This window comes from Kineococcus gurbantunggutensis (assembly GCF_050871925.1).
GTDB lineage: Bacteria > Actinomycetota > Actinomycetes > Actinomycetales > Kineococcaceae > Kineococcus.
In genome coordinates this window covers 31,414-50,616 of record NZ_JBJLSG010000021.1, presented here as the reverse complement: position 1 = coordinate 50,616, position 19,203 = coordinate 31,414, and the positions used below count along the sequence as shown (strand labels likewise).

Below are 19,203 nucleotides of genomic sequence, written 5' to 3'. Positions count from 1 at the left end.
TGGTGCGGGGCCCTCGCGTGTCGGCTCGTGACCCCGCTCAGGATGGGGTCGGCTCCTGCCAGCGCTCCAGCTCCGCTTCCTCGCTGTCGGCGGGCACCGTCTTGCCGTGGGCAGGCAGCAGCCCAAAGTTGCGCAGGGGCGAGAAGCGCGGCGCAGTGAGGTCCGCGCGCTGGCACGAGGGGCACCGCACCGGGCCCTTGTCGACGTTCACAGCGCGGCCGCTGCCGGGGCAGCGCACCATCGCCGGCGGACCCGAGTCAGCAGGCGGCGATGGTGGTGACGTCGGCGCGGCCGCAGGTATCGGCGGCTGCTGACTCCCCCGCTCACCTCCAGGCCACAGCACGTGCTCGGGCGTCAGGTCGGCGACAGGGAGGTAGAGGACGTGGCGGGTGATGGTGCCCCGGCGGGTCTTCGCATCGAAGCGCCGCAGCGTGCAGAAGGGGCGGCCGCACTCGGGGCAGTCGACCGTGGTGTCCAGCTCGTGCGAGCCGCTGGCGGTGGCGTAGCGGCCGGTAGCGGGACAGACGACGCGGACCATCCGCGGCCGCGAGGGGTCCGGGATGGCGCCGTCCGGGATGCCCGGGGGGTCGAAGGGGCCCAGCCGGCGCGGCGTCACCGGCGCCCGACCCTCGCGCTTGTTGCGGCGCAGCGCTGCCAGTGAGCGCGCCGAGAGCAGCAGGCCCTGCTCGGGGGGCTCCTTGAGAGAGCGCTCGACCAGGTCGTCGAGGTCAGAGCGCGCGAAGCGGTAGCTGCGCCCGATGCGGCGGTGGCGGATGCGCCCGGCCCGGGCCTCGCCCTGCACCCAGGACTCGGCGACCCCGAGCATCTGGGCCACCTGCTGGGTGGTCATCAGCTCGGGCGGCGGTGCAGGTGCGCCGACGTGCTCGATGAGGGCGGCCAGCTGCTCGGTCAGGTGCAGCATCTGCCGCGAGAGCAGCATGATTCCTTCGACGACCTCGTCACGGCCCTCGAGCTCCCCCACGGCTTGAGCTTCGCACGCTGAGGAGGTGGCGACCTGTGCACGGCAGCGCTCCAGCGCCTCCACCGCAGGAGGTGCTGGGGCGCTTCGTCATGTTCTAGATCAAGGACGGCGTACAGCAGTCGGCATCGGCATAGGCCCGCACATGATCCCGGCCGCCGAAGCCTGCTCGATGGTCGCCAGGTCCTGCTCCAGGCGCTGCAGTCCGACGGCTCCCCCGCGGAAGCCCCTCCCATAGCGCACGTGGTGGCTGGCGACCGTCAGCCGCTTGTAGGGCTGCTCGAGCGGGGCGTACAGCTTGAGGACCAGGTCACTGACGCCCCACACCCGCCCGCCACCGGACCGCGTGTGGCCTCGGTGGCTCTCAGGATGACGCGCCGCCTCGGGAAGATCTACTTGAGCCAGGGCGACAGGGTTGTCGAACACTGGATCAAGGATCAAAGCCCTCTTGACCAGGTGATACGCCGAGTAGAAGAGGCAGACCGCCCCCCACTCTGCCCCGACCTGCACCATCAGGCGCCCGACCTTGGCGTGCTCTTCAGCGCGCCTCGCGTGGGTGTCAGCGGTGAGTCTGGGCATCAGATGGCGTGGCTGTAGGCCTTCGCCGGAGAGGCGTGAGGCACCGGGGTGCACTCGTCCTGGACGGTGAAGTCGTAGTCGAGAGCGACCTCGTCGATGTAGAGCTCCCGGATCTCGGCCATGCTCTCGATGAGCCGCACCTGGAGGTCCCAGTCGTCCTCGACCAGGCACAGCTCGATGCGAACGTCGTGGGTCACCTCGTCGCCCTCGACCAGCACCCGGGTGACACCGGACTGTCGCTTGACCACGCGGACGGTGTTCTCGCCGATCGAGTGAATCAGGCTCTCGAACTCGTCCATCCCCACCTTTTCCACCTCTCGATCCAAGCACTCACCGTGTAGTGCTGTCAGCCCCTTGTGCGGTTCGGTGTCGACACGTCCCGCTTGGGGCTTGAGACTGTCACGTCGGCTCCTTGAGCACAAAGTGGCTTGTGGCACTCGGGGTAAGATCACAGGTTGCACTTCAGCGACACCACTCACCACGTCACCAGCCACACCAGGGCCGCGACGACGGCGGCTCCGCCGGCGACTAGGGCAAGGCCGACGAGCAGGCCGCGCCATGCGGGGTGCTGCTGTTCGCTCACGGCTCCTGCTCCTCATCATCAGGGGGGAGCAGGTCGGCGGGGGCGACTCCAAGGCTAGGGCGTCCCTCGCACTCCGTCGCACTCTGGGCAGCGCCCCACCGACAGCCGCCAGGCGCCGTCCTGCTGGTCGAGGTACCAGGTCCACCACTCCGTGTACTCGCCGCAGTCGGGGCACTCCTGGTGCGGCCACGTCATCGTCTCAGCCAGGGTGAAGGCCCGGCCACCCTCGGGGTGCTGGTGCCCGCGCCTCACGCCGGCGTCCGCAGCCGCCACCCCGACCGGTGGTGCCCACCGTCGTGCTCCAGCCAGCCATGCTCGCGCAGCCACGCGGTGCGCTGCTGCCACACCCGTGCCCCCACGCCCGCCTCGCGGGCCAGCACCGCGGCGGTGAAGGACGCTGGGATGCGGTCCTCGAAGTCGGCCGCGGCGGCCAGCACCCACACCACCGCGCTCAGCGAGCGCCGGGCCGGGCGCAGCATCACCTGGGAGGGCACGGCCTTGACCGCGGCGTGCACGGCCTGGGCCCAGCGCACCGCAGAGGGCACCATGTCGCGCGCCTCGGTAGGCAGCAGCCGCACACCTGGCTCCTCAGAGATCACCGTCAGGTCCTCGGCAGATCGCGCGACCACCTTGACGACGCCTAGTGCTTCACCGGTCGGGCTCGCACCGTGCTTGTAGCTCGGCGCGCAGCTGCCGCACCTCTGAGGCCAAGGCGACCACGTCAGCGCGCGTGGCCGCTGCGGCGCCCTCCTGCTCCTCGGCGACCCGCTCGATCAGCCACGACGCCAAGGAGGCGGTCACCGTGCCCAGCAGGGCGATGCCGGCCAGCATCAGTGCGATGGCCACCAGGCGCCCGGTGCCGGTCACCGGATAGCGGTCCCCATAGCCTACGGTCGTGATCGTGGTCAGCACCCACCAGCAGGCGTCGGTGAAGCTGGTGATGTTCGCCTCCGGTGCCTGGCGCTCCGCCTCCAGCACGGCCAGAGCAGCGCAGAAGCCCACCAGTGTTGTGGCCACGGCGACGTAGACGCTGACGCGCCCGCGCAAGGAGGCGCCGGCGCGGCGGTTGAGGACCTGCAGCACGGTCACCAGCCGCAGCAGGCGCAGCGGGCGCAGGGCCGGCAGGGCCAGCAGGAGCAAGTCAAGGGGGTGGTGCCAGATGAACAGCAGCCGCTGCCGGGCTCGTGCCAGGCGCCACAGGTAGTCCACGGCGAAGAGGGCCCACACCGCGCTCGAGACCGCGGCGCAGACCTCACGGGCGGCCACAGGTAGCTCTGGGCGCAGGATCGGCAGAGCGTAGGCCGCCAGCCACGCCACGGCAGCGGCGGTCAAGGTGGTCCCCCACGCGCGCGAGCGGCGAGCGCGGTGGGCCCCGGCCGCGCCGGGGACGTCGACTGCCTGCTGCACTGCTGCCGCTCCAGGGTGCTCGTGACCACGTCAAGTCCCCCACGATGCACGACGAGCTGGACGAACAGCGCGCCTTGACCAAACAGGGGCGCCGTGAGCCGTCAGTCCACCGGGTGCTGCCCAGCCGCGCGCACGAGCTGCTCGAGCAGGCGGTTGGTGCGCTGCTGCTCAGCGAGCAGCGCCTCGACGAGCTTGATCTGCTCGTAGGCGCGCATCACGTCGCGCTGGCGGCCGGCAGCACCGGCATCGAGCACCGACCACGTGCGGTGCGCCAGGCCCGGGTCGAGAACCGCTTGCACCTTCTCCGCTTGCGTCTTGCCGTCATCGTCCTTCTTGCCGAACACGCGCACACCCTCCGCTGCCCTCGTGCGCCGGGCCAGTGCTGCCGACGCGTCAGCAGCTCACGCTGCCACGAGCGCGGCCGCAGCATCGGTGAACGTCAGGGCCCAGCCGCAGCATGCTCACAGTGGGCGGTGAGGATCTTTGGGCACCCGGGGCTATCAAGTCGGTCAAGCTCTTCACGCAGGGTGATGGTCTCTGCTGGGCAGAACCTGAGTGTCGCACATCACAAGATCAAAATCTTGACTGTCAGTTATGGGCCTGGCACGCTGTGAGATCGCCAAGCCATCAATTGGATATCGTCCCCCTCAACAGTAACGGAGGTACTAGATCGTGTCTAGTTTTGAGAAGCTCCTCACTCCTGTGGTCGATCGCATCCCGACAGGTAGCGGCCTGCTCGTCGCCCTGATGATGGCGGTCATCGCTCGTGAGGCTCTGCATGCGGGTGATTCCACGGCCGCAGCTGCTTATGGGGCCTGTGCTGGTCAGGCCCTATATGCGGCTGCCCTGTGGACAGATCATGACGCCATCGCGCGTCAAGCGCGCCGGATTGTGCGCTGGCTCGGAGTAGGGGCCCTGAGCTGGACAGCAACAGCCGCGTGGGCTCTGGCTGGCGGCCAAGATGTGGCAGGCGCCGGCACTATGAACACCGTGGCCATCGTCGTCGCGCTGCCGATGATGATCCATGCAGCATGGCCGTTGCGTAAGCGCTCCGTGTCTGCCTCGACCAGCCAGCGGGATGGTGAACCCGAGGAGTGAACGGCTGACAGCCATGTGCGCTCAGCCACCACAACCTATGCAGCAAGACCGTGGATCTTTGCTACAAGCAATATTGGAGTAGCGCAGCACGGTGGAAGGTGCCGTGGAGACCACTGAGCAGCGACGCGACCAGATGTGGCAGGCGCTGCTACTCCTCGGTGTGCTGCAGATGCCAGCACACCGCCCCGGGCTTCCGACCGCCTTAGCCGAGTCCGTATTCGGCGTCGGCAGCCAGCAGGTCCGCGGCGCGGGCGAGGTCCTCGTCGGTGACGTACCGGGCCGGCACGCTCACGACCTCGCCATCTTCCGGTTCGCCTCGGTGGCCACCGCGCGCAGCAGCTCGCGGCCGTCGATCTGCACGGACACCACGACGGGCTGCGCGAGCCCGGCGAGGTCCTGCCCAGACAGGCCGAGGTCGTCCTTGACCAGGGACACGCGTGGGGCGTCCATGGTGCTCGGGCTCAGCGCGGTCAGGGTCTGCTCGTGGGAGAGGATGCGCCCGGCCCGCGGTGCGGTGAACAGCTCCGGGCCCTGCTCGCCGACGAGGTAGGTGGTGCCGGCGTCCACGGGCCCGCCGGCCGCGCGGGCGCCGCCGATGCCGAACGCCCCGCCGATCGAGGAGACGGCCTGGCCGAGGGCGGAGTCGCTGATGCGGTCGGCGAGGCGCTTGACCCAATCCCACGCCTCGCGGACCTTGGCGACGAACCCGCCCACCGCGTTCTTGATCGTGTCGAACTTGCTGCGGGCGGCGTCGAGGGCCGCGGACAGGCCGAGGCGGAACAGCGGCACGGCCGCGTTCTGAATCCACGCGACGCCCTCGCGGAACGCCCCGGAGAGCTTGTCCCACGCCTTGCGCCCTACCTCCGTCTTGGTGAAGAACCACGTCAGGCCCGCGGCCAGCGCGGCGATGGCCACGACGACGAGGCCAATGGGGTTGGCGGTGAGGGCTGCGTTCCACAGCCACTGCCCGGCCGCGGCGACCCGGGAGGCCGCCGCGGAGGCGAGGGTGGCCACGGCCTGCGCGTTGCTCACGACCGCGTCGCGGATGCGCAGCACGATGGCCTGCTGCGTGACGCCGTTCATCAGGCGCAGCGTGTTCGAGGCGTGCAAGGTGGCCAGCGCGTTCGCGGTGGTGGCCGCGGCCGTTGCTAGCGTCGCCACAGCCTGAGCACCGGCCGCCACGGTGGCCACCGCCATGCCCGCGCGCCACAGCAGCAGGCCGGCGGCGATGACGGGGGCGAACTTGACGATGGTGTCCACGTGCTCGGCGAGGAACTGCAGGGTGCCGCCGAGGATGCGGGCGAAGCCGCCAGCGACGACGGCGATGGTGCCGAAGTCGCCCATGCTCTTGCCCACCGCGGTCAGGCCCACGCCGAGGGCCGACCAGTCGATGTTGGAGAACGCCTGCGCCACGGAGCGCATCGTGTCCAGGACGCGGGTGCCCACCCCGGTCCAGTCGACACCGGCGACGGCGGAGCCGGCACCGGAGATGGCCTCGCGGATGCGGAACAGGTAGTCGATGATCCGGCTGTCTTCCTCGACGCCGAGCTGTCCCCACCACCCGCCGTTGAAGTCGCCGCGCACGGCGATCTCGTAGACGCCGGCGATGGCAGCGGTGACCTTGCCGACGCCGGTGGTGATGCCGGGCAGCACGCGGGTGAGCAGCGCGTTGGCGTCGGTGAGGATCGTCTTGAGGAACGGGATGGCCGGGGAGAACGCCCCCGACAGGCCCATGCCGGCGGTGTCCTTGAGGGTGGACACCATTCCCGAGAGGGACTGGCTCTGAGCCTCCATCAGGCCGTTGAACTTCTCGAGGCCCTTGCCGGACTCGAGCGCGCTCATCAGCGCGTCGAGCTCGGCGCGGCCGAGCTTGCCCTTGTCGACCATCTCGGCTATCTGTGCCGTGCTCTTGCCGGTGGCGGCGGTGAGCAGGTCGTAGACGGGGATGCCCGCGTCGCGCAGCTGGTTCAGGTCCTCGGCCTGAATCTTGCCGGCGGCGTTCATCTGCTGCAGCGCCACCGTCGCGCGGGCGATGCCCTCGGCGCCGGTGCCCATCCCGGACGTCGCGTTGCCGAGGCTGCGCATGATCGGGATGACCTTGTTGGCGTCGATGCCCGCGGAGATGAGCGAGGACGCCGCCGTCGTCAGCCCGGGGAAGTCGAACGGGGTGGTGGCGGCGAACTTGTTGAGGTCCGTGAGGAAGCCCTGCGCCCGCTCCCCGGAGCCGAGCATCGTGGTGAAGGCGATGTTCGCCTGCTCCATGTTCGCGGCCGTCTTCAGGCCCACGGTGGCCGCCGCGGCGCCCAGGCCGCCGAGGGCCGCGGTGACGTAGCCGACCCCGCGCGCCGCGCTGATGCCGATCGTGCCGATGCGCCACAGGGCCGCGTGCATCCGCGAGCTGGCGCGCTCGGTGGCCGCGCCGAGGCCGGCGACCTCGACGGCGGTGCCCCGGAACTGCCGGGCTGCCTGGTCCCCGCCGGCGACGTTGATGCGGATGGCGACTTCGGCCACGGCGGCCTCCTGTGGGTGTGCGCTGAGGAAGGGGATGACGACTCGGGCGCAGGTACATCACGAGCACCCGCAGGGCCCCGCTCCGGCGTGCGCCGGCTGCGTCCTTCGCTCCCCGAGCCGGCCGAAAGGAGAAGACCGTCGGGGCGACGTTGACGCCCGAGCCGCAAGTCGTGCGGGCCGCGCTACCGGCCCGGGGTGGGGCGCTGCCCCAGCGGGTGCTACTCCCCGACGGGCAGGCCGTGACGAGTGGCGGCCTGGTAGTCGAACCCGGTGGCGTTGCCCCAGGCGTAGGCGACGGCCTCCTCCACCGTGGTGTCCAGCGCGAGCTTGAGCGCGGCCTGCTCGTCGCTGAGGCCGGCGTAGCGCTGCCCGATGCCGTAGGCCGCGGCCGCGGTGGCGGCGGCGGCCATCGCCGGGCGCACCGGCGCCGGGTAGCTCAGCAGCGCCGCCGGGTCCAGCCCGGAGGCGGTGAAGGCCGGCAGGCCACCGGCGGCGCCGGTGTACGGGCCCGAGGCGGCAGTGGCTCGCGCGGAGCTCGCGCGGCGCGCCGCGGGCCGGCCCGCGCCGGTGCCGGTGCGCGCGTTGAGGAAGCCGAGGCCGAGGTTGGTGTTGTGCTGGTGCACGACGTCGGCGCGAACGACCTGCCCGGCCGGGCCGGTGCCCCTCAGCGTGGTCGGGTCGATGCCGCAGGCCGCGGCGACCTGGCGGGCCTCGGCGGTGATGTTCGGGGTGGGGCTCATGCTGCTACCTCCTCGTTCCGGGTCGCCGCGCGGCGAGCCGCTTCCTCTTCCAGGGCCGCCAGCTCGAACTGCCAGCACCCGGCGATCTTGCGGCCGCCGAGCTGCTCGGCGAGGTTCCGGACCTGGCGAGTGGTCAGGCCAAGGACCTGTGCGGCCCGGGCGACGTCCACCGGTACCGACGGTGCCAGAACTCCCCTGGGCGGAACTTCCGCGGAAGCGGGCGCGGAAGCCGGCGCCGGCGGGGGCTGCTCGTGCTCGGCCAGCTCGGCCTGCAGCAGCGCGATGAGGTCCAGGACCCGGGCGGGTGCACCCACGCCGTCGCTGCGGCCAGCGGCCACTGACTTCTGCAGCGCCCGCAGCACGTCCAGCAGCGCCTGCGGGGAGCCCAGCAAGACGTGGCAACCACCCAGGCGCACCGCGTACTGCTGGAACGTCGGCGGGCAGCGGTAGCCGTGCACGCTCACGCCTCCCGACGCCGCGCCGAGCTCGACCGCTGCTCGCCCAGCCCCGACTGACGAGGCCTCAGAAGCCTTCCGCGTGGCTGAGCCCGCAGAGCACGCAGGTGCTGCGGGAGAGCGCCAGATCGGCCGCGGAACGACTCGTGAAGAGCTGCTGAGGCAGTGCCGGACTCCTCGCGCAGAGCTCGGGGGGAGATATCTTGACCCCACTGTGGGTCAGGAACCTCCCAGCTCGTCAGAAAAATGAGGGTCACCTGACTCACCACTCTCGGGACCAGTAGGGGCGCCGCTCATCGGAAGCGGCTGCGGTGCGTGTGGACGCGCGGCCGGCGCCGCGCGAGGCGTTGCACGTGGCTATCAACAGGCGGTCGGCCAGGCCGCCACCGAGGCTGCGCGCGAGCGTGTGGTCGGCCTCGAGGGGCCGTCCGTCGACGTTGAGCATGGCGTCTCGGTACATGGGCAGACCGCGGCCGGCCGGTCGTCCTGCTGCCCGGCAGGGGCACCCCGGCCCGCAATCCGTGCACGGGCACGGGGTGCCGTCGACGTGCGCCCGCAGCAGCGCGGCCCGCCGCTGCTGGTGCGCCCACCCCAACCCAGCAGCGGTGGTAGCGCCGGGTCCTCGCCGCCGCGGGCGGGTGCTCATGCCGGTAGACCCGCGTAGGCGCGCACGCGCTCGGTGCGCTGCTGCTCGAGCTGCTCCTGCGTGTGGCGCAGGTGCCCGGCGGCGCGCTGCACGAGGTGCTCGCTCAGCTCGGCGGCGCGGGCGGTCAGGACGCGGCGGGCTTCGGCGTGCTCGCGGTCGGCGCGGGCCGCGGCGAGCTGCCGCTCGAGGCCGGCGATGTGCTCGTCGAGCTCGTCGACGTCGGCGCTGGCCTGCTGCAGGCGCTGGCGACCGGGCACGGCGCGGGCTTCGGCGCGGGCCAGGGTGAGCTGGAGGTAGTGCTCGGTGGCTTCGGCGAGGGCATCGGCGGCGTCGATCTCGGCGCGTCGGCGCAGGGCGGGCAGGGCGTCGACGGCGCCGGCGGCCACGGCTTGCTGCACCTCGGCCTGGGCCTGGCGCAGCTGGTGCTGGGCGTGGCTGCCGGCGTGCTGCGCGGCGCTCAGGGCGGGGCCGTCGGCGAAAGTGGAGCGGGCGCGGTCCAGGGGCGCGAGGACCTCGTGCAGGCGCCCGAGGGCGTTGTCGCGGTAGGCGGCGCGCTCGGTGGCGGTGAGGTGCGGCGACTGCAGCTCGTGGTGCAGTGCCGTCAGCCATGCGGTGGCGGCCTGCTCGAACTCGTCGACGGCGGCGGTGTCGGGCCCCGTGCGCAGGGCGTTCAGGAGCTCCTGGAGGGCCTGATCGAGGGCGGGGTCCTCGCGCACGGCCATGGCGGCGATGCCGCCGACGCCGAGGATCGGGGTGGTGCGCTCGACGGCGAGGTGCCGGCGCAGCGCGGCCTCGTAGGAGTCGGCGAGGGCGGCGACGTCCTGAGCGGTGGTGGGGGTGCTGGTGCTCATGGGGTGCTCCTGGGGGTCGAGGTGTTCGTGGTGGTGGCCGGGTGGTCGGGGTGGTGCCGGCAGCGGTCGCCGGCACGGGTGACGTAGGCGCGGCAGGTGCCGCCGTCGCGTCGGTGGGCGCCGCAGCGGGCGTGCTCGGTGGTGGCGAGCAGTGCTGCGATGGCGGCAGGCAGGGGGCCGGTGTTCTCGTGGGCGGTGCTCGCGTCCCAGCAGCGGCGGGAGCTGGGGTCGGTAGCGGTAGGGGTCGGAGCGACGAGCCAGGGCCAGGTGCGCCCGTCTGGACCGACGGCCCAGCCGAGTCGGTAACCGTTGCTCAACGCGATGTGCTCCCCGAGCAGCGAGCCGTTGGGGTGCGGGTCACCGTTGGGGTTCACGAGCGCTCCTCAGGGTGTACAGGTAGTGGGCCCAGGCCCGCTGGGTCCCGCGCGGGGCGGCCCTGCGACGGGCCGGAGACGTGCTGTGCGTGGCGGTCGTGGTGCAGGTGCTCACGAGGCGGCCTCGTCGCGCCAGTCGTGGCCCTCCCACTCGTCGGGCTCTGGCTCCTGTGCCCACCAGCGGTCGTCGGGGTGCCGCTCGGGGTCGACGTCCGGCAGGGCTGCAGGGGTGACGTCGGCGATGCCGTCCGCGGCCCATGCGGGCAACGCGGGCGTTGCGGGCGACGTTTCCGGCGCATCTCCATGGGCGGCGTACTTCTTTCCTTCTTCGTTGTAAGAACAGAGGAGATCGACCGCGCTGTTGCCCGCGTTGCCCGCAATGCCCGCATCTGGGGCGTCGTCGCAGGTCAGAGGGGGTGCGTCCGTGCGGGCAACAGCGCGGGCAAGCGCGGGCAAGCCGCGGGCGTCGAGGCTGTTGCCCGCAGCGTTGCCCGCGCTGTTGCCCGCAGAGAGACGACCGGAGTCGTTGCCCGCGTTGCCCGCGTCGCCGGACGGCGGCGCGAGGTAGAAGCGCAGCGCCTTGTCGTGGCCACCCCGGCCGAGCTCGTCGACGACCCACCCGACCTTGCGCAGGGAAGGCGCGCGCCGGCGCAGCAGACCGGAGAGCGCACGGGCGTTCTTGGGCCAGGCCCGGTCCGGGCGCCATCCGTCGGTAGTGGGGGTGATGGCGTGCAGGAGCTCCGAGGACGTCCCGGTCCACGGAGTCGTGATGCTGTCGACGAGCGCGGCGAGGACGGGGTCGGAGGCGACGGCGTCGACGGCCAGGTCGCCGGCGAGCGCCCGGTAGCGGGAGAGGCCGTCGGTGCCGAGGACCTCGTCGACGGCGGCGAGGACGCGGGCGAAGTCGGCCATGCGCGGCGGGTCGGGCAGGTGCACGTCGTCGACGACGTCGAGGACGCGGGCGGTGAGGTCGAGGACGGCGGCGAGGACCCGCGGGTGCGCACGTGCCCACTCGGCGGCGAGCTCGGCATCGTAGCGGCGGTGCTCGGGCGGGATGCGCTCGAGCTGCAGGGTGACGAGGCGGTCGGCGAGGTCGTCGCGCACCGCACCCAGGTCGATGCCGTTGAGCAGGACGCAGCGACGGAAGGCGACGACGTGCAGGCCGCCGTCCGTGTACAGCTGCCTCCGCACGTCGCCGTCTCCGGTGGAGGCCCGGCACAGCGCGTCGGAGTACCAGTCAGCCACCCCGGAGAGGTTGTCCACGGCGACGATCCATGAGCCGGCGGCAGCGGTGGTCCACGCCTCGACGTCCTTGGGTGCCTTCCGCAGCGGTACCGGGGAGGGGTCGATGATGCTGACGAGCATCTTGCTCGCGGTGGACTTGCCGGTGCCCTGCTCGCCGAGGACGGCGGCGAGCGGGTGCGGGAAGCCGGGCATCAGGGCGGCCACGAGCCAGGCGGCGACGACGGGGCGGTCGGCGGCGGCGACGTTGAGCAGCTGCCACAGCTCGTCGAGGGTGCCGCCACGCTCGGGGGTGGGCAGGGCGCCGGTGAGCGCGGTGCGGCGGAACAGCACGGGCCCCTCCTCGAGGACGTCCCAGCCGCGCCGGTGGATGCGCACCACCCGGCCCGTCTCATCCCCGAGGTCGAGCCAGTGCGCCCCGGCGGCTGCTGCGACGCGCAGCTCGACGGTGCGCTTCTCGGCGGCCATGGCGATGCCCTCACACACCAGGACGGCGTCGGCGAGCGCCTGCTGCGGCGACGCCTTGCCGGTGGCGGCGAAGTACGCCGCGGCGAGCTCGGAGCGCAGGGAGTCGCGCCCGCCGCGCAGCATGCGCGGGATGCGCGGGCCGGTGGTGGGGATGGCGAACGGCTCGCCGCTGTCGGTGCACGCGAACTCGTAGCGTTCCTGCGCCATCTCCGCCAGGACGGTCGCGACCGAGGGCGCCTTGGGGGTGCCCTGCTGACGTTCGGTCGCAGTGCCCGGGTGGTCGTCGACGGTGCGGGGGATGGGGGCGTCCGGTGCGTAGTTCACGCGGCCTCCTCCCACCAGGTCGTGTTCCAGTCGCTCAGTCGGCGGCCGTGGTCGCTCGCCTGCGGCGCGAGACCCCACGAGGCGAGGCAGCGGGTGATGTGGGCCGCTCGGAGCGCCGGGTCGACCTGGGGTGCCGGTGGACGCCGATCGGTCAGGCCGGTCATCTCCCAGAAGTCCCGGATGGCCAGGGCGCGCTGCAGCTGGCCGCGCTCCTCGGCGAGGACGTCGGCCGGCGGCGCGCCACAGGTGTCGAGCAGTTGCTGTTCTCGTGCCTGCCGGCAGCGCTCTTCCTCGTCGGCGCGGTCGGCGAATCCGTTCCAGTAAGACTGCCGTACCTGGTCGTCCTCGTGGTCCCACCCATTGCGGCGCAACGGCTGGGCGTTCACGCGGCATCACGCCCGCGGTCGGTGCGGAACTTCTCGGTGCCGCGCCACATGCGCGTTGCGACGGAGGCGCCGGTGGGGCGCCACATGATGCCGGCGCCGCAGACCTCGATGACGCCGCGCGCGGCGGCCGCGGCGAACGCGGCTCCCCATCGCTGGGCGACGTCGGGCTCGGGGATGCCGAGCTCACGCAGGCTGTCGACGCTGAACTCGTAGCCCTGGCGGGCGAGGTGCTCGATGCCGCGCTCGGTGCAGTCCTTGAACCATGGGTCGGTGTTGACCCGTGCGCGGGAGCGACGGGCGGGGTTACGCTGAGGGTGGTTGTTGTGGGTCGTGCTGCGGGCACGGGTGGCGGCGGGTTCCGTGGGGGCGGAGCCCGCCGCTTGCGTTGTGTCGCTCATCGGGTTTCCACTTCTCGAGTCCCTCTGTGCCGTGGGGGCGGCATTGGGGGTTCCGGTTCCTCGGTCAACTCACTTGCGCCGCGGGCTCGCCGGCGGCCTGCAGGCGGGTGATGTAGTCGTCGAGCGCGCTGGCGGGGATGCGGCGCAGGCGGCCGATCTTCACCGAGGGCAACTCCCCCGCCTTCAGCAACTCGAACAGGCCCGTGCGTGAGATGCCGAGGTACTTCGCAGCTCCGAGCGGGTCGTACAGGCCCGGCCGGCCAGTGGTCACCATTGCTACCTCCTCAAGGTCGACTGGAGCCATGTCTTGAGAGAAGCACGTCCATGAGCGTTCCGTCAAGTGCGACTCCGTCCATGTCTTGAGCTACTCTGAGGGCGTGGACGGGCGAGAGGTCACGAGCAACTGGGAAGCGCTCCTGTCAGAGCGCGTGCGCACCCGGCGCACGCGCCGAGGCTGGCGCCAGGTAGACGTGGCCCAGCGGATGGCAGAGCAGGGATTCGACTGGACGCAGCCCGTCGTCGCCGCCGTCGAAGCCGGCAAGCGCGACTGCAACCTGCTCGAGCTGGCCGGCCTGACGTCCGTCTTCGTGCACCACCACGACAAGGGCGGCGTGGCCGGACTCCTCGACCTGGACGACGACGAGGAGGGCTACGCGTTCGAGGGTTGTGACCCCCCTGCCGCCACCAGAGAGGTCACCGTGGAGATGTCACCCGGTGTGCGCGTGGAACTCGCCGTTCTGCTGAGCGCCATCAGGGGCGGTGACCAGCTGGCCTGGGGCCTCAGGGGTGGCGCCCCTCGCCTGGACTGGACGGCGACAGAGGACCCGATGGTCATCAAGCTGGCACGGGCACTGGGCATCAGCACGGGTCAGGTGCTCAAGACGTCCCGGCGCCTGTGGGGCCGGGAGCCTCAGCAGGAGCGCGACCGGCGTCTGGGTGACGTCTCCGACGTGCCGGCCCGCACGGTGCAGGCCCGGCGAGGGCACATCACCCGGGCGATGACGGTAGAGCTGCGCGAGGAGCTGAGCTGATGGCGCGTCGGGGAGCCGGCGAGGGCTCGGTGTTCAGGCGGGACTCCGACGGGCGCTGGGTGGCACGCCTGGTCGTCGAGGAGGGCGGCCGCGCGCGCCGGCGCACGTTCTACGGCAAGACGCGCAAGGAGGCGCTGGAGAAGCTGCGGGAGGCGCAGCGGCGCGTGGAGGACGGCGGGCCCGTCGTCGACTCCTCCGCTCCCCTGTCGGCGTTCCTGGTCAAGTGGCGCGCCACCACCCTCGAGGCCGCGGAGCTCAAGCCGACGACTCGGGAGAACTACGCCACGCTGTGCCGGCGTCACCTCGAGCCGACGCTCGGTCACATCGCACTGGGCAAGCTCACGCCGGCGGACGTTGAGGCCCTGGTCCTGGCCAAGCGCCGTGAAGGGCTGTCGGATGCCACCATCCGGCTCATCTACACCACGCTGCGGCGGGCGCTGGACGCGGCGGTGCGCGACGGGCTGGTGCGCCGCAACGTCGCGAGCGCGGTAAGCCGACCCCGGGTGGGGCACCGGGAGGCCAAGGTGCTCACGCCGCTGCAGGCGCAGCAGCTGCTCGACGCCGCGCGCGGTGACCGGCTGTTCGCCTTCTTCGCCGTGGCGATGGGCTGTGGCCTGCGCCGCGGCGAAGGGCTGGCGCTGCGCTGGGCCGACGTCGACCTCGACGAAGGGCTGCTGCGCGTGGGGCGCACCCTGTCGCGCACCAAGGACGGGCTGGTCTTCACCGAGCCGAAGTCAGCGCGCTCGCGGCGCACGGTTCCCCTCCCCCGCCAGCTCGTCGACGAGCTGCGCCGGCACCGGCAGCGCCAGCTCGAGGAGCGGCTGCTCGTGGCCAGCGAGTGGGAGGACAACGACCTCGTCTTCCCCTCACGACTGGGGACCCCGCTCGACCCGCGCAACGCGCTGCGCGCCTTCCAGGCCGCGGTCACGCGCGCCGGCCTGCCGATGGTGGGGCTGCACACCCTGCGGCACACCTGCGCCTCGCTGCTGCTGGCGCAGGGCGTGCACCCGCGGGTGGTCATGGAGACGCTGGGGCACTCGGGCATCTCCATCACCATGGACACCTACTCGCACGTGATGCCGCAGCAGCAGCGCGAGGCTGCCGACCACCTGGCAGCCGCGCTGAGCTGGTAGGTCATGGCGACGCAGCAGCATCCGAGCGTGCCTGAGGTGACTGGATAGCGCGCTGAGGCTGACGCTTCGCCAACCGCCGAGTCTTCTCGGCGCGACGGGTTGAGGTGGTGTTCCTCCACGATCTGACGAATCGCGTGATGGCGTCAGAGGTCAAGAGCTCCTCGTAGCACCGTGAGAGCTCGGCATCGAGGGCGGCACGTGCCTCTCGACCACCCTCGTGCTCCAAATCCTCAAAGCGATGACGCAGGTGGTCCATGACGACTGGAGTAAGCAGGCGCGTCTCGTCCCAACGCGGCAGATGCGCTCCCAGCTCCGCCCACACCTGGGCGTCTGATCGGTCCTCAGCTCGCAGCCAGACGCGGAATGCGTGCACGTTCTCCGCTAGGGCCCTCACCTCTGCTCGCTTCCTGGCAGGGAAGAGCACGCGGAACAGCCGCTTCGCCGCCAGGGTCCCGCCCGGGACCACCAGAGGATCAACCATGACTGCACTCAAGCACGCGTCCTCGACGCTGTCAGTCAGACGTACTGAACAGCGGCAGCTCTCTTCCTGGTCTATGCAGCTGAGACCTCACCCGTCAGCGCAAGGACTCGGCGATCGATCACTTGTTCGAGACCGCTAGCTCGCAGCAGAGCTCTGCCTCAGCCTCCTTGTGGTCTCCTCCGACTGAGTCGTCAGCCACCGGGAGCATCACGCCATCGGGCTGCACCGCTGCCGCGTAGAAGCTCTACGGCAGCCGAGACGGCATGGAGGTACAGATGGAGGTACAGAGAAGAGGCCGGCTCCTAATGGAGCCGGCCCCTTGATGCCGCTGACCTGCGGCCTTACCTGTCGGGCTGACAGGATTTGAACCTGCGACCCCTTGACCCCCAGTCAAGTGCGCTACCAAGCTGCGCCACAGCCCGATGGCCCGAACCCCGTTCCCGGGGGGCGAACCGGTGACAACCTTACATCACCTCTTGCGCTTCTCCCGCACCCGCACGCTCAGCTCGATCGGCGTGCCGGTGAAGCCGAACTCCTCGCGCAGCCGGCGCTCCAGGAAGCGGCGGTAGCCGGCCTCCAGGAAGCCGCTGGCGAAGACCACGAAGCGCGGCGGGCGCGTGGAGGCCTGCGTGCCGAAGAGGATGCGCGGCTGCTTGCCGCCGCGCACCGGGTGCGGCTGCGCGGCCACGACCTGGCCCAGGAAGCTGTTCAGGCGCCCGGTGGGCACGCGGGTGTCCCAGGACTCCAGGGCGGTGTCCAGGGCGGGCACGAGCCTGTCGACGTGCCGGCCGGTCAGCGCGGAGACGTTTACCCGCGGCGCCCACGGGATCTGCACGAGCTCCTTCTCGATCTCGCGCTCGAGGTAGTGGCGGCGCTCCTCGTCGGTGCGGTCCCACTTGTTGTAGGCGATGACCAGCGCGCGGCCGGACTCCACCACCGTGGACACGATGCGGATGTCCTGCTCGGTGATGGGCTCGCTGGCGTCCAGCAGCACGACGGCCACCTCGGCCTTCTCCAGCGCCGCCTGGGTGCGCAGGGAGGCGTAGAAGTCCGCCCCGCGCGTCAGGTGCACGCGGCGGCGGATGCCGGCGGTGTCCACGAAGCGCCAGGTGCGCCCGCCCAGCTCGATGAGCTCGTCGACCGGGTCGCGGGTGGTGCCCGCCGTGGGGTGCACCACGACCCGCTCGGAGCCGGCGAGGCGGTTGAGCATGCTGGACTTGCCGACGTTGGGCCGCCCCAGCAGCGCCACGCGCCGCGGGCCGCCGGTGGGCAGCAGCCCGCCGCCGACGGCGGAGACCTCCGGCAGCAGCCGCACCGCGGCGTCCAGCGCGTCGCCGGTGCCGCGCCCGTGCAGGGCGGAGACCGGGTGCGGCTCGCCCAGGCCCAGGCCCCACAGCTCGGTGGCGTCGGCCTCCTGGCGCGGGCCGTCGACCTTGTTGGCCACCAGGACCACGGGCTTGCCGGAGCGGCGCAGCAGCCGCACGACCTGCTCGTCGGAGGAGGTGGCCCCCACGGTGGCGTCCACGACGAACACCACCGCGTCCGCCAGGTCGATGGCGATCTCGGCCTGCTCGGCCACGGCGAGGTTCAGGCCCTCGACCTTGCGCTCCCAGCCGCCGGTGTCCACGAGGGTGAAGTCGCGCCCGGCCCAGTTCGCCGGGTAGGAGACCCGGTCGCGCGTGACGCCGGGCACGTCCTCCACGACCGCCTCGCGGCGGCCGATGATGCGGTTGACCAGCGTGGACTTGCCCACGTTGGGCCGGCCCACCACGGCCAGCACCGGCAGCGGGCCGGCCGGGCCGTCCTCCGGCCCGCCGGGGCCGTCGGACTCCAGCAGCGCCACGTCCTCGGGCGAGAGGTCGTAGTCCTCCAGGCCCGCGCGCAGCGCGTTCTCCACGCCCGCCTCGTGCTGCTCGTCGTGCTGCTCGTGGTTCTCGTGCTCGTCAGGGGTGTCGGTGGTGCTCACCGCGGGCCTCCGGGTACGTCGTCGGACGCCATGTCCCCGAGCCCCAGCTCGTCGGCGTCCAGGTCGTCGGGCAGTGGGGTGCCGGTGCGGCGCATGCTCTCCAGCACGTGCGCCGAGAGCTTGTCGCGGACCTGGTCGACGGCCGCGGCCAGCGCGGCCCGGCCGGGCACGCCGGGTTCCTTCACCACGGTGAACGGCTCGCCGAAGCAGTAGTGCAGCGTGCGGCGCGGGGGCGGGGCGGTGCGGTTGCGCTCGCCGGGCCGGTGCGCGCCCAGGCACGCCACCGGCACCACCGGGGCGCCGGACTGCAGGGCGATCCACGCGATCCCCGAGCGCACCGAGGCGGCGTCGCCGCGCCCGCGGGTGCCCTCGGGGAAGACGCCGGCCGCGCCGCCCTCGGAGAGCACCCGCAGCACCGTCTGCAGCGCGTCGCGGTCGCCGTGGCTGCGGTCGATGGGGATCTGCCCGGCGCGCAGCAGCGCGCGGCCCACGATCCCGCCGAACATCTCCTTCTTCACCAGGAAGGCGACGTCGCGCGGGGCGACCGCGTACAGCAGCGGCCCGTCGGTGAGCGAGGCGTGGTTGGAGGCCAGCAGCACCGGGCCGGTGCGGGGCACGTTCTCGGCGCCGTGGACCTTCGCGTTCCAGACCACGTGGGCCAGGAAGCGCCCGATCCCCTTGGTCCACAGCTGCGGCCTGCCCGCGCGCGGCACCGCGACCTGCGCGGGCGCGCCGCTCACGCGCGCCCCCCGGCGGCGGTGCGCACCACGTCCAGCAGGGCGGCGACGGTGCCCTCGAGGTCCAGGTGCGTGGAGTCCAGCGTCACCACCCCGTCGGCGGCCGCGGTGAAGGCGGTGGTGCGCGCGTCGACGCGGTCGCGCTCGGAGACCGAGCGGCGCACCGCCTCCACGGCGGCCTCGTCGGCGGCGCCGAGGTCCTGCTGCGCGCGCCGGGCCAGGCGCACCCGCTCGTCGGCGGTCAGCAGCACCCGCACGTCGGCGTCGGGCGCCACGACGGTGGTGATGTCGCGGCCCTCGGCGACCACGCCGGGGCGCGCACCGGGCGCGGGGGCGGCGCAGGCGGACTCGATGAGCGCGCGCTGGCGCAGCACCAGGTCCGAGCGCACCGCGGGCACGGCCGCGACCGCGCTGACGGCGCCGGTCACCTCCGGCCCGCGCACCTCCTCGGTCAGGTCGGTCTCGGCGCCGTCGGCGCCGACCACCGCGATCGTCGGGCGCTGCGGGTCGGTGCCCACCGACAGCGCCACCGCGCGCACGTGCGCGGCCACCGCCTCGCGGTCGCCCAGGTCCACCCCGGCGCGCAGCGCCGACCACGTCACGGCGCGGTACATGGCGCCGGTGTCCAGGAAGGCCACGCCCAGCGCGCGCGCCGCGGCGCGGCTGACGCTGGACTTGCCGGAGCCGGAGGGCCCGTCCACGGCCACCACGAGCCCCGACGGCAGCGGGGCGGCGTCGGCAGCGGGGGCGGGGCTGTCGGCAGGGCTGTCGGCGGGCGCGACGGGACCGCGCGGGGTGGTGGGCACCGGACGAG

General features: G+C 72.4%; 22 protein-coding genes and 1 tRNA gene. 2 read left to right on the top strand and 21 right to left on the bottom strand.

The window, feature by feature from the left end:
* Positions 1–37 precede the first annotated feature (37 nt).
* The 17 genes from ACRYR7_RS06175 to ACRYR7_RS06095 form a co-directional block, all read right to left on the bottom strand.
* Entirely contained in the window at positions 38–982 is a 945-nt protein-coding gene (locus ACRYR7_RS06175) for a helix-turn-helix domain-containing protein (protein WP_432571195.1), read from the bottom strand.
* A gap of 99 nt (positions 983–1,081) precedes the next feature.
* Positions 1,082–1,558, bottom strand: a complete 477-nt coding sequence (locus ACRYR7_RS06170; RefSeq protein WP_432571194.1) for a hypothetical protein — start codon at positions 1,556–1,558, stop codon at positions 1,082–1,084.
* Positions 1,558–1,857 (bottom strand): hypothetical protein, encoded by a 300-nt coding sequence (locus ACRYR7_RS06165; RefSeq protein ID WP_432571193.1) that lies wholly within the window; start codon positions 1,855–1,857, stop codon positions 1,558–1,560. Before ACRYR7_RS06165 ends, ACRYR7_RS06170 begins: the two co-directional genes overlap by 1 nt.
* A gap of 338 nt (positions 1,858–2,195) precedes the next feature.
* Positions 2,196–2,393 carry a hypothetical protein gene (locus tag ACRYR7_RS06160; RefSeq protein WP_432571192.1) on the bottom strand — a complete coding sequence of 66 codons (198 nt, stop codon included), beginning with the start codon at positions 2,391–2,393 and terminating at the stop codon, positions 2,196–2,198.
* Positions 2,390–2,719 (bottom strand): hypothetical protein, encoded by a 330-nt coding sequence (locus ACRYR7_RS06155; RefSeq protein WP_432571191.1) that lies wholly within the window; start codon positions 2,717–2,719, stop codon positions 2,390–2,392. The genes ACRYR7_RS06160 and ACRYR7_RS06155 overlap by 4 nt, the downstream gene beginning before the upstream one ends.
* Positions 2,720–2,789: 70 nt before the next feature.
* Positions 2,790–3,548, bottom strand: coding sequence for a potassium channel family protein (locus ACRYR7_RS06150; protein ID WP_432571190.1), 759 nt, complete (start codon positions 3,546–3,548; stop codon positions 2,790–2,792).
* 101 nt (positions 3,549–3,649) lie between these two features.
* Positions 3,650–3,892, bottom strand: a complete 243-nt coding sequence (locus ACRYR7_RS06145; protein ID WP_432571189.1) for a hypothetical protein — start codon at positions 3,890–3,892, stop codon at positions 3,650–3,652.
* Between the two features lie 1,042 nt (positions 3,893–4,934).
* A complete protein-coding gene (locus ACRYR7_RS06140; protein WP_432571188.1) occupies positions 4,935–7,157 on the bottom strand; it encodes a tape measure protein in 2,223 nt (740 codons plus the stop codon).
* A 218-nt stretch (positions 7,158–7,375) separates the two neighbouring features.
* Complete coding sequence (locus ACRYR7_RS06135) at positions 7,376–7,897, bottom strand: E3 binding domain-containing protein (protein ID WP_432571187.1); 522 nt, start codon at positions 7,895–7,897, stop codon at positions 7,376–7,378.
* Positions 7,894–8,361 (bottom strand): hypothetical protein, encoded by a 468-nt coding sequence (locus ACRYR7_RS06130; protein ID WP_432571186.1) that lies wholly within the window; start codon positions 8,359–8,361, stop codon positions 7,894–7,896. Before ACRYR7_RS06130 ends, ACRYR7_RS06135 begins: the two co-directional genes overlap by 4 nt.
* 253 nt (positions 8,362–8,614) lie before the next feature.
* A complete protein-coding gene (locus ACRYR7_RS06125) occupies positions 8,615–8,797 on the bottom strand; it encodes a hypothetical protein (RefSeq protein ID WP_432571185.1) in 183 nt (60 codons plus the stop codon).
* A 197-nt stretch (positions 8,798–8,994) separates the two neighbouring features.
* On the bottom strand, positions 8,995–9,849 hold the full coding sequence (locus ACRYR7_RS06120; protein ID WP_432571184.1) for a hypothetical protein: 855 nt from the start codon (positions 9,847–9,849) through the stop codon (positions 8,995–8,997).
* Positions 9,846–10,223, bottom strand: coding sequence for a hypothetical protein (locus ACRYR7_RS06115; protein ID WP_432571183.1), 378 nt, complete (start codon positions 10,221–10,223; stop codon positions 9,846–9,848). Before ACRYR7_RS06115 ends, ACRYR7_RS06120 begins: the two co-directional genes overlap by 4 nt.
* Positions 10,224–10,334: 111 nt before the next feature.
* Positions 10,335–12,257 (bottom strand): ATP-binding protein, encoded by a 1,923-nt coding sequence (locus tag ACRYR7_RS06110; RefSeq protein ID WP_432571182.1) that lies wholly within the window; start codon positions 12,255–12,257, stop codon positions 10,335–10,337.
* Positions 12,254–12,643 carry a hypothetical protein gene (locus ACRYR7_RS06105; protein ID WP_432571181.1) on the bottom strand — a complete coding sequence of 130 codons (390 nt, stop codon included), beginning with the start codon at positions 12,641–12,643 and terminating at the stop codon, positions 12,254–12,256. The genes ACRYR7_RS06110 and ACRYR7_RS06105 overlap by 4 nt, the downstream gene beginning before the upstream one ends.
* A complete protein-coding gene (locus ACRYR7_RS06100; protein WP_432571180.1) occupies positions 12,640–13,041 on the bottom strand; it encodes a hypothetical protein in 402 nt (133 codons plus the stop codon). Before ACRYR7_RS06100 ends, ACRYR7_RS06105 begins: the two co-directional genes overlap by 4 nt.
* Before the next feature lie 64 nt (positions 13,042–13,105).
* Positions 13,106–13,315 carry an excisionase family DNA-binding protein gene (locus ACRYR7_RS06095; RefSeq protein WP_432571179.1) on the bottom strand — a complete coding sequence of 70 codons (210 nt, stop codon included), beginning with the start codon at positions 13,313–13,315 and terminating at the stop codon, positions 13,106–13,108.
* Positions 13,316–13,418: 103 nt separating this feature from the next.
* On the opposite strand from ACRYR7_RS06095, the gene ACRYR7_RS06090 reads away from it, so the two are divergent.
* The gene (locus ACRYR7_RS06090) at positions 13,419–14,072 is read left to right on the top strand and encodes a hypothetical protein (RefSeq protein ID WP_432571178.1); all 654 of its coding nucleotides are present in this window, start codon (positions 13,419–13,421) and stop codon (positions 14,070–14,072) included.
* A complete protein-coding gene (locus ACRYR7_RS06085; protein WP_432571177.1) occupies positions 14,072–15,205 on the top strand; it encodes a site-specific integrase in 1,134 nt (377 codons plus the stop codon). The genes ACRYR7_RS06090 and ACRYR7_RS06085 overlap by 1 nt, the downstream gene beginning before the upstream one ends.
* Before the next feature lie 829 nt (positions 15,206–16,034).
* Here ACRYR7_RS06085 and ACRYR7_RS06080 read toward each other — a convergent pair.
* From ACRYR7_RS06080 to cmk, 4 genes are all read right to left on the bottom strand, one after another.
* Positions 16,035–16,108: transfer RNA gene (locus tag ACRYR7_RS06080), tRNA-Pro, on the bottom strand.
* Between the two features lie 47 nt (positions 16,109–16,155).
* Positions 16,156–17,652: a ribosome biogenesis GTPase Der gene (der, locus tag ACRYR7_RS06075; RefSeq protein WP_432571176.1), complete on the bottom strand. Its 1,497-nt coding sequence runs from the start codon at positions 17,650–17,652 to the stop codon at positions 16,156–16,158.
* Complete coding sequence (locus tag ACRYR7_RS06070; RefSeq protein ID WP_432571175.1) at positions 17,649–18,392, bottom strand: lysophospholipid acyltransferase family protein; 744 nt, start codon at positions 18,390–18,392, stop codon at positions 17,649–17,651. The genes der and ACRYR7_RS06070 overlap by 4 nt, the downstream gene beginning before the upstream one ends.
* Complete coding sequence (gene cmk, locus ACRYR7_RS06065; RefSeq protein ID WP_432571174.1) at positions 18,389–19,195, bottom strand: (d)CMP kinase; 807 nt, start codon at positions 19,193–19,195, stop codon at positions 18,389–18,391. The genes ACRYR7_RS06070 and cmk overlap by 4 nt, the downstream gene beginning before the upstream one ends.
* Positions 19,196–19,203: the final 8 nt, after the last annotated feature.

Bases quoted from the DNA above. Each gene is read 5' to 3' on its own strand.
- ACRYR7_RS06170 (WP_432571194.1), bottom strand. From the start codon at position 1,558: ATGCCCAGACTCACCGCTGACACCCACGCGAGGCGCGCTGAAGAGCAC.
- ACRYR7_RS06165 (WP_432571193.1), bottom strand. From the start codon at position 1,857: ATGGACGAGTTCGAGAGCCTGATTCACTCGATCGGCGAGAACACCGTC.
- ACRYR7_RS06135 (WP_432571187.1), bottom strand. From the start codon at position 7,897: ATGAGCCCCACCCCGAACATCACCGCCGAGGCCCGCCAGGTCGCCGCG.
- ACRYR7_RS06125 (WP_432571185.1), bottom strand. From the start codon at position 8,797: ATGCTCAACGTCGACGGACGGCCCCTCGAGGCCGACCACACGCTCGCG.
- ACRYR7_RS06120 (WP_432571184.1), bottom strand. From the start codon at position 9,849: ATGAGCACCAGCACCCCCACCACCGCTCAGGACGTCGCCGCCCTCGCC.
- ACRYR7_RS06100 (WP_432571180.1), bottom strand. From the start codon at position 13,041: ATGAGCGACACAACGCAAGCGGCGGGCTCCGCCCCCACGGAACCCGCC.
- ACRYR7_RS06095 (WP_432571179.1), bottom strand. From the start codon at position 13,315: ATGGTGACCACTGGCCGGCCGGGCCTGTACGACCCGCTCGGAGCTGCG.
- ACRYR7_RS06085 (WP_432571177.1), top strand. From the start codon at position 14,072: ATGGCGCGTCGGGGAGCCGGCGAGGGCTCGGTGTTCAGGCGGGACTCC.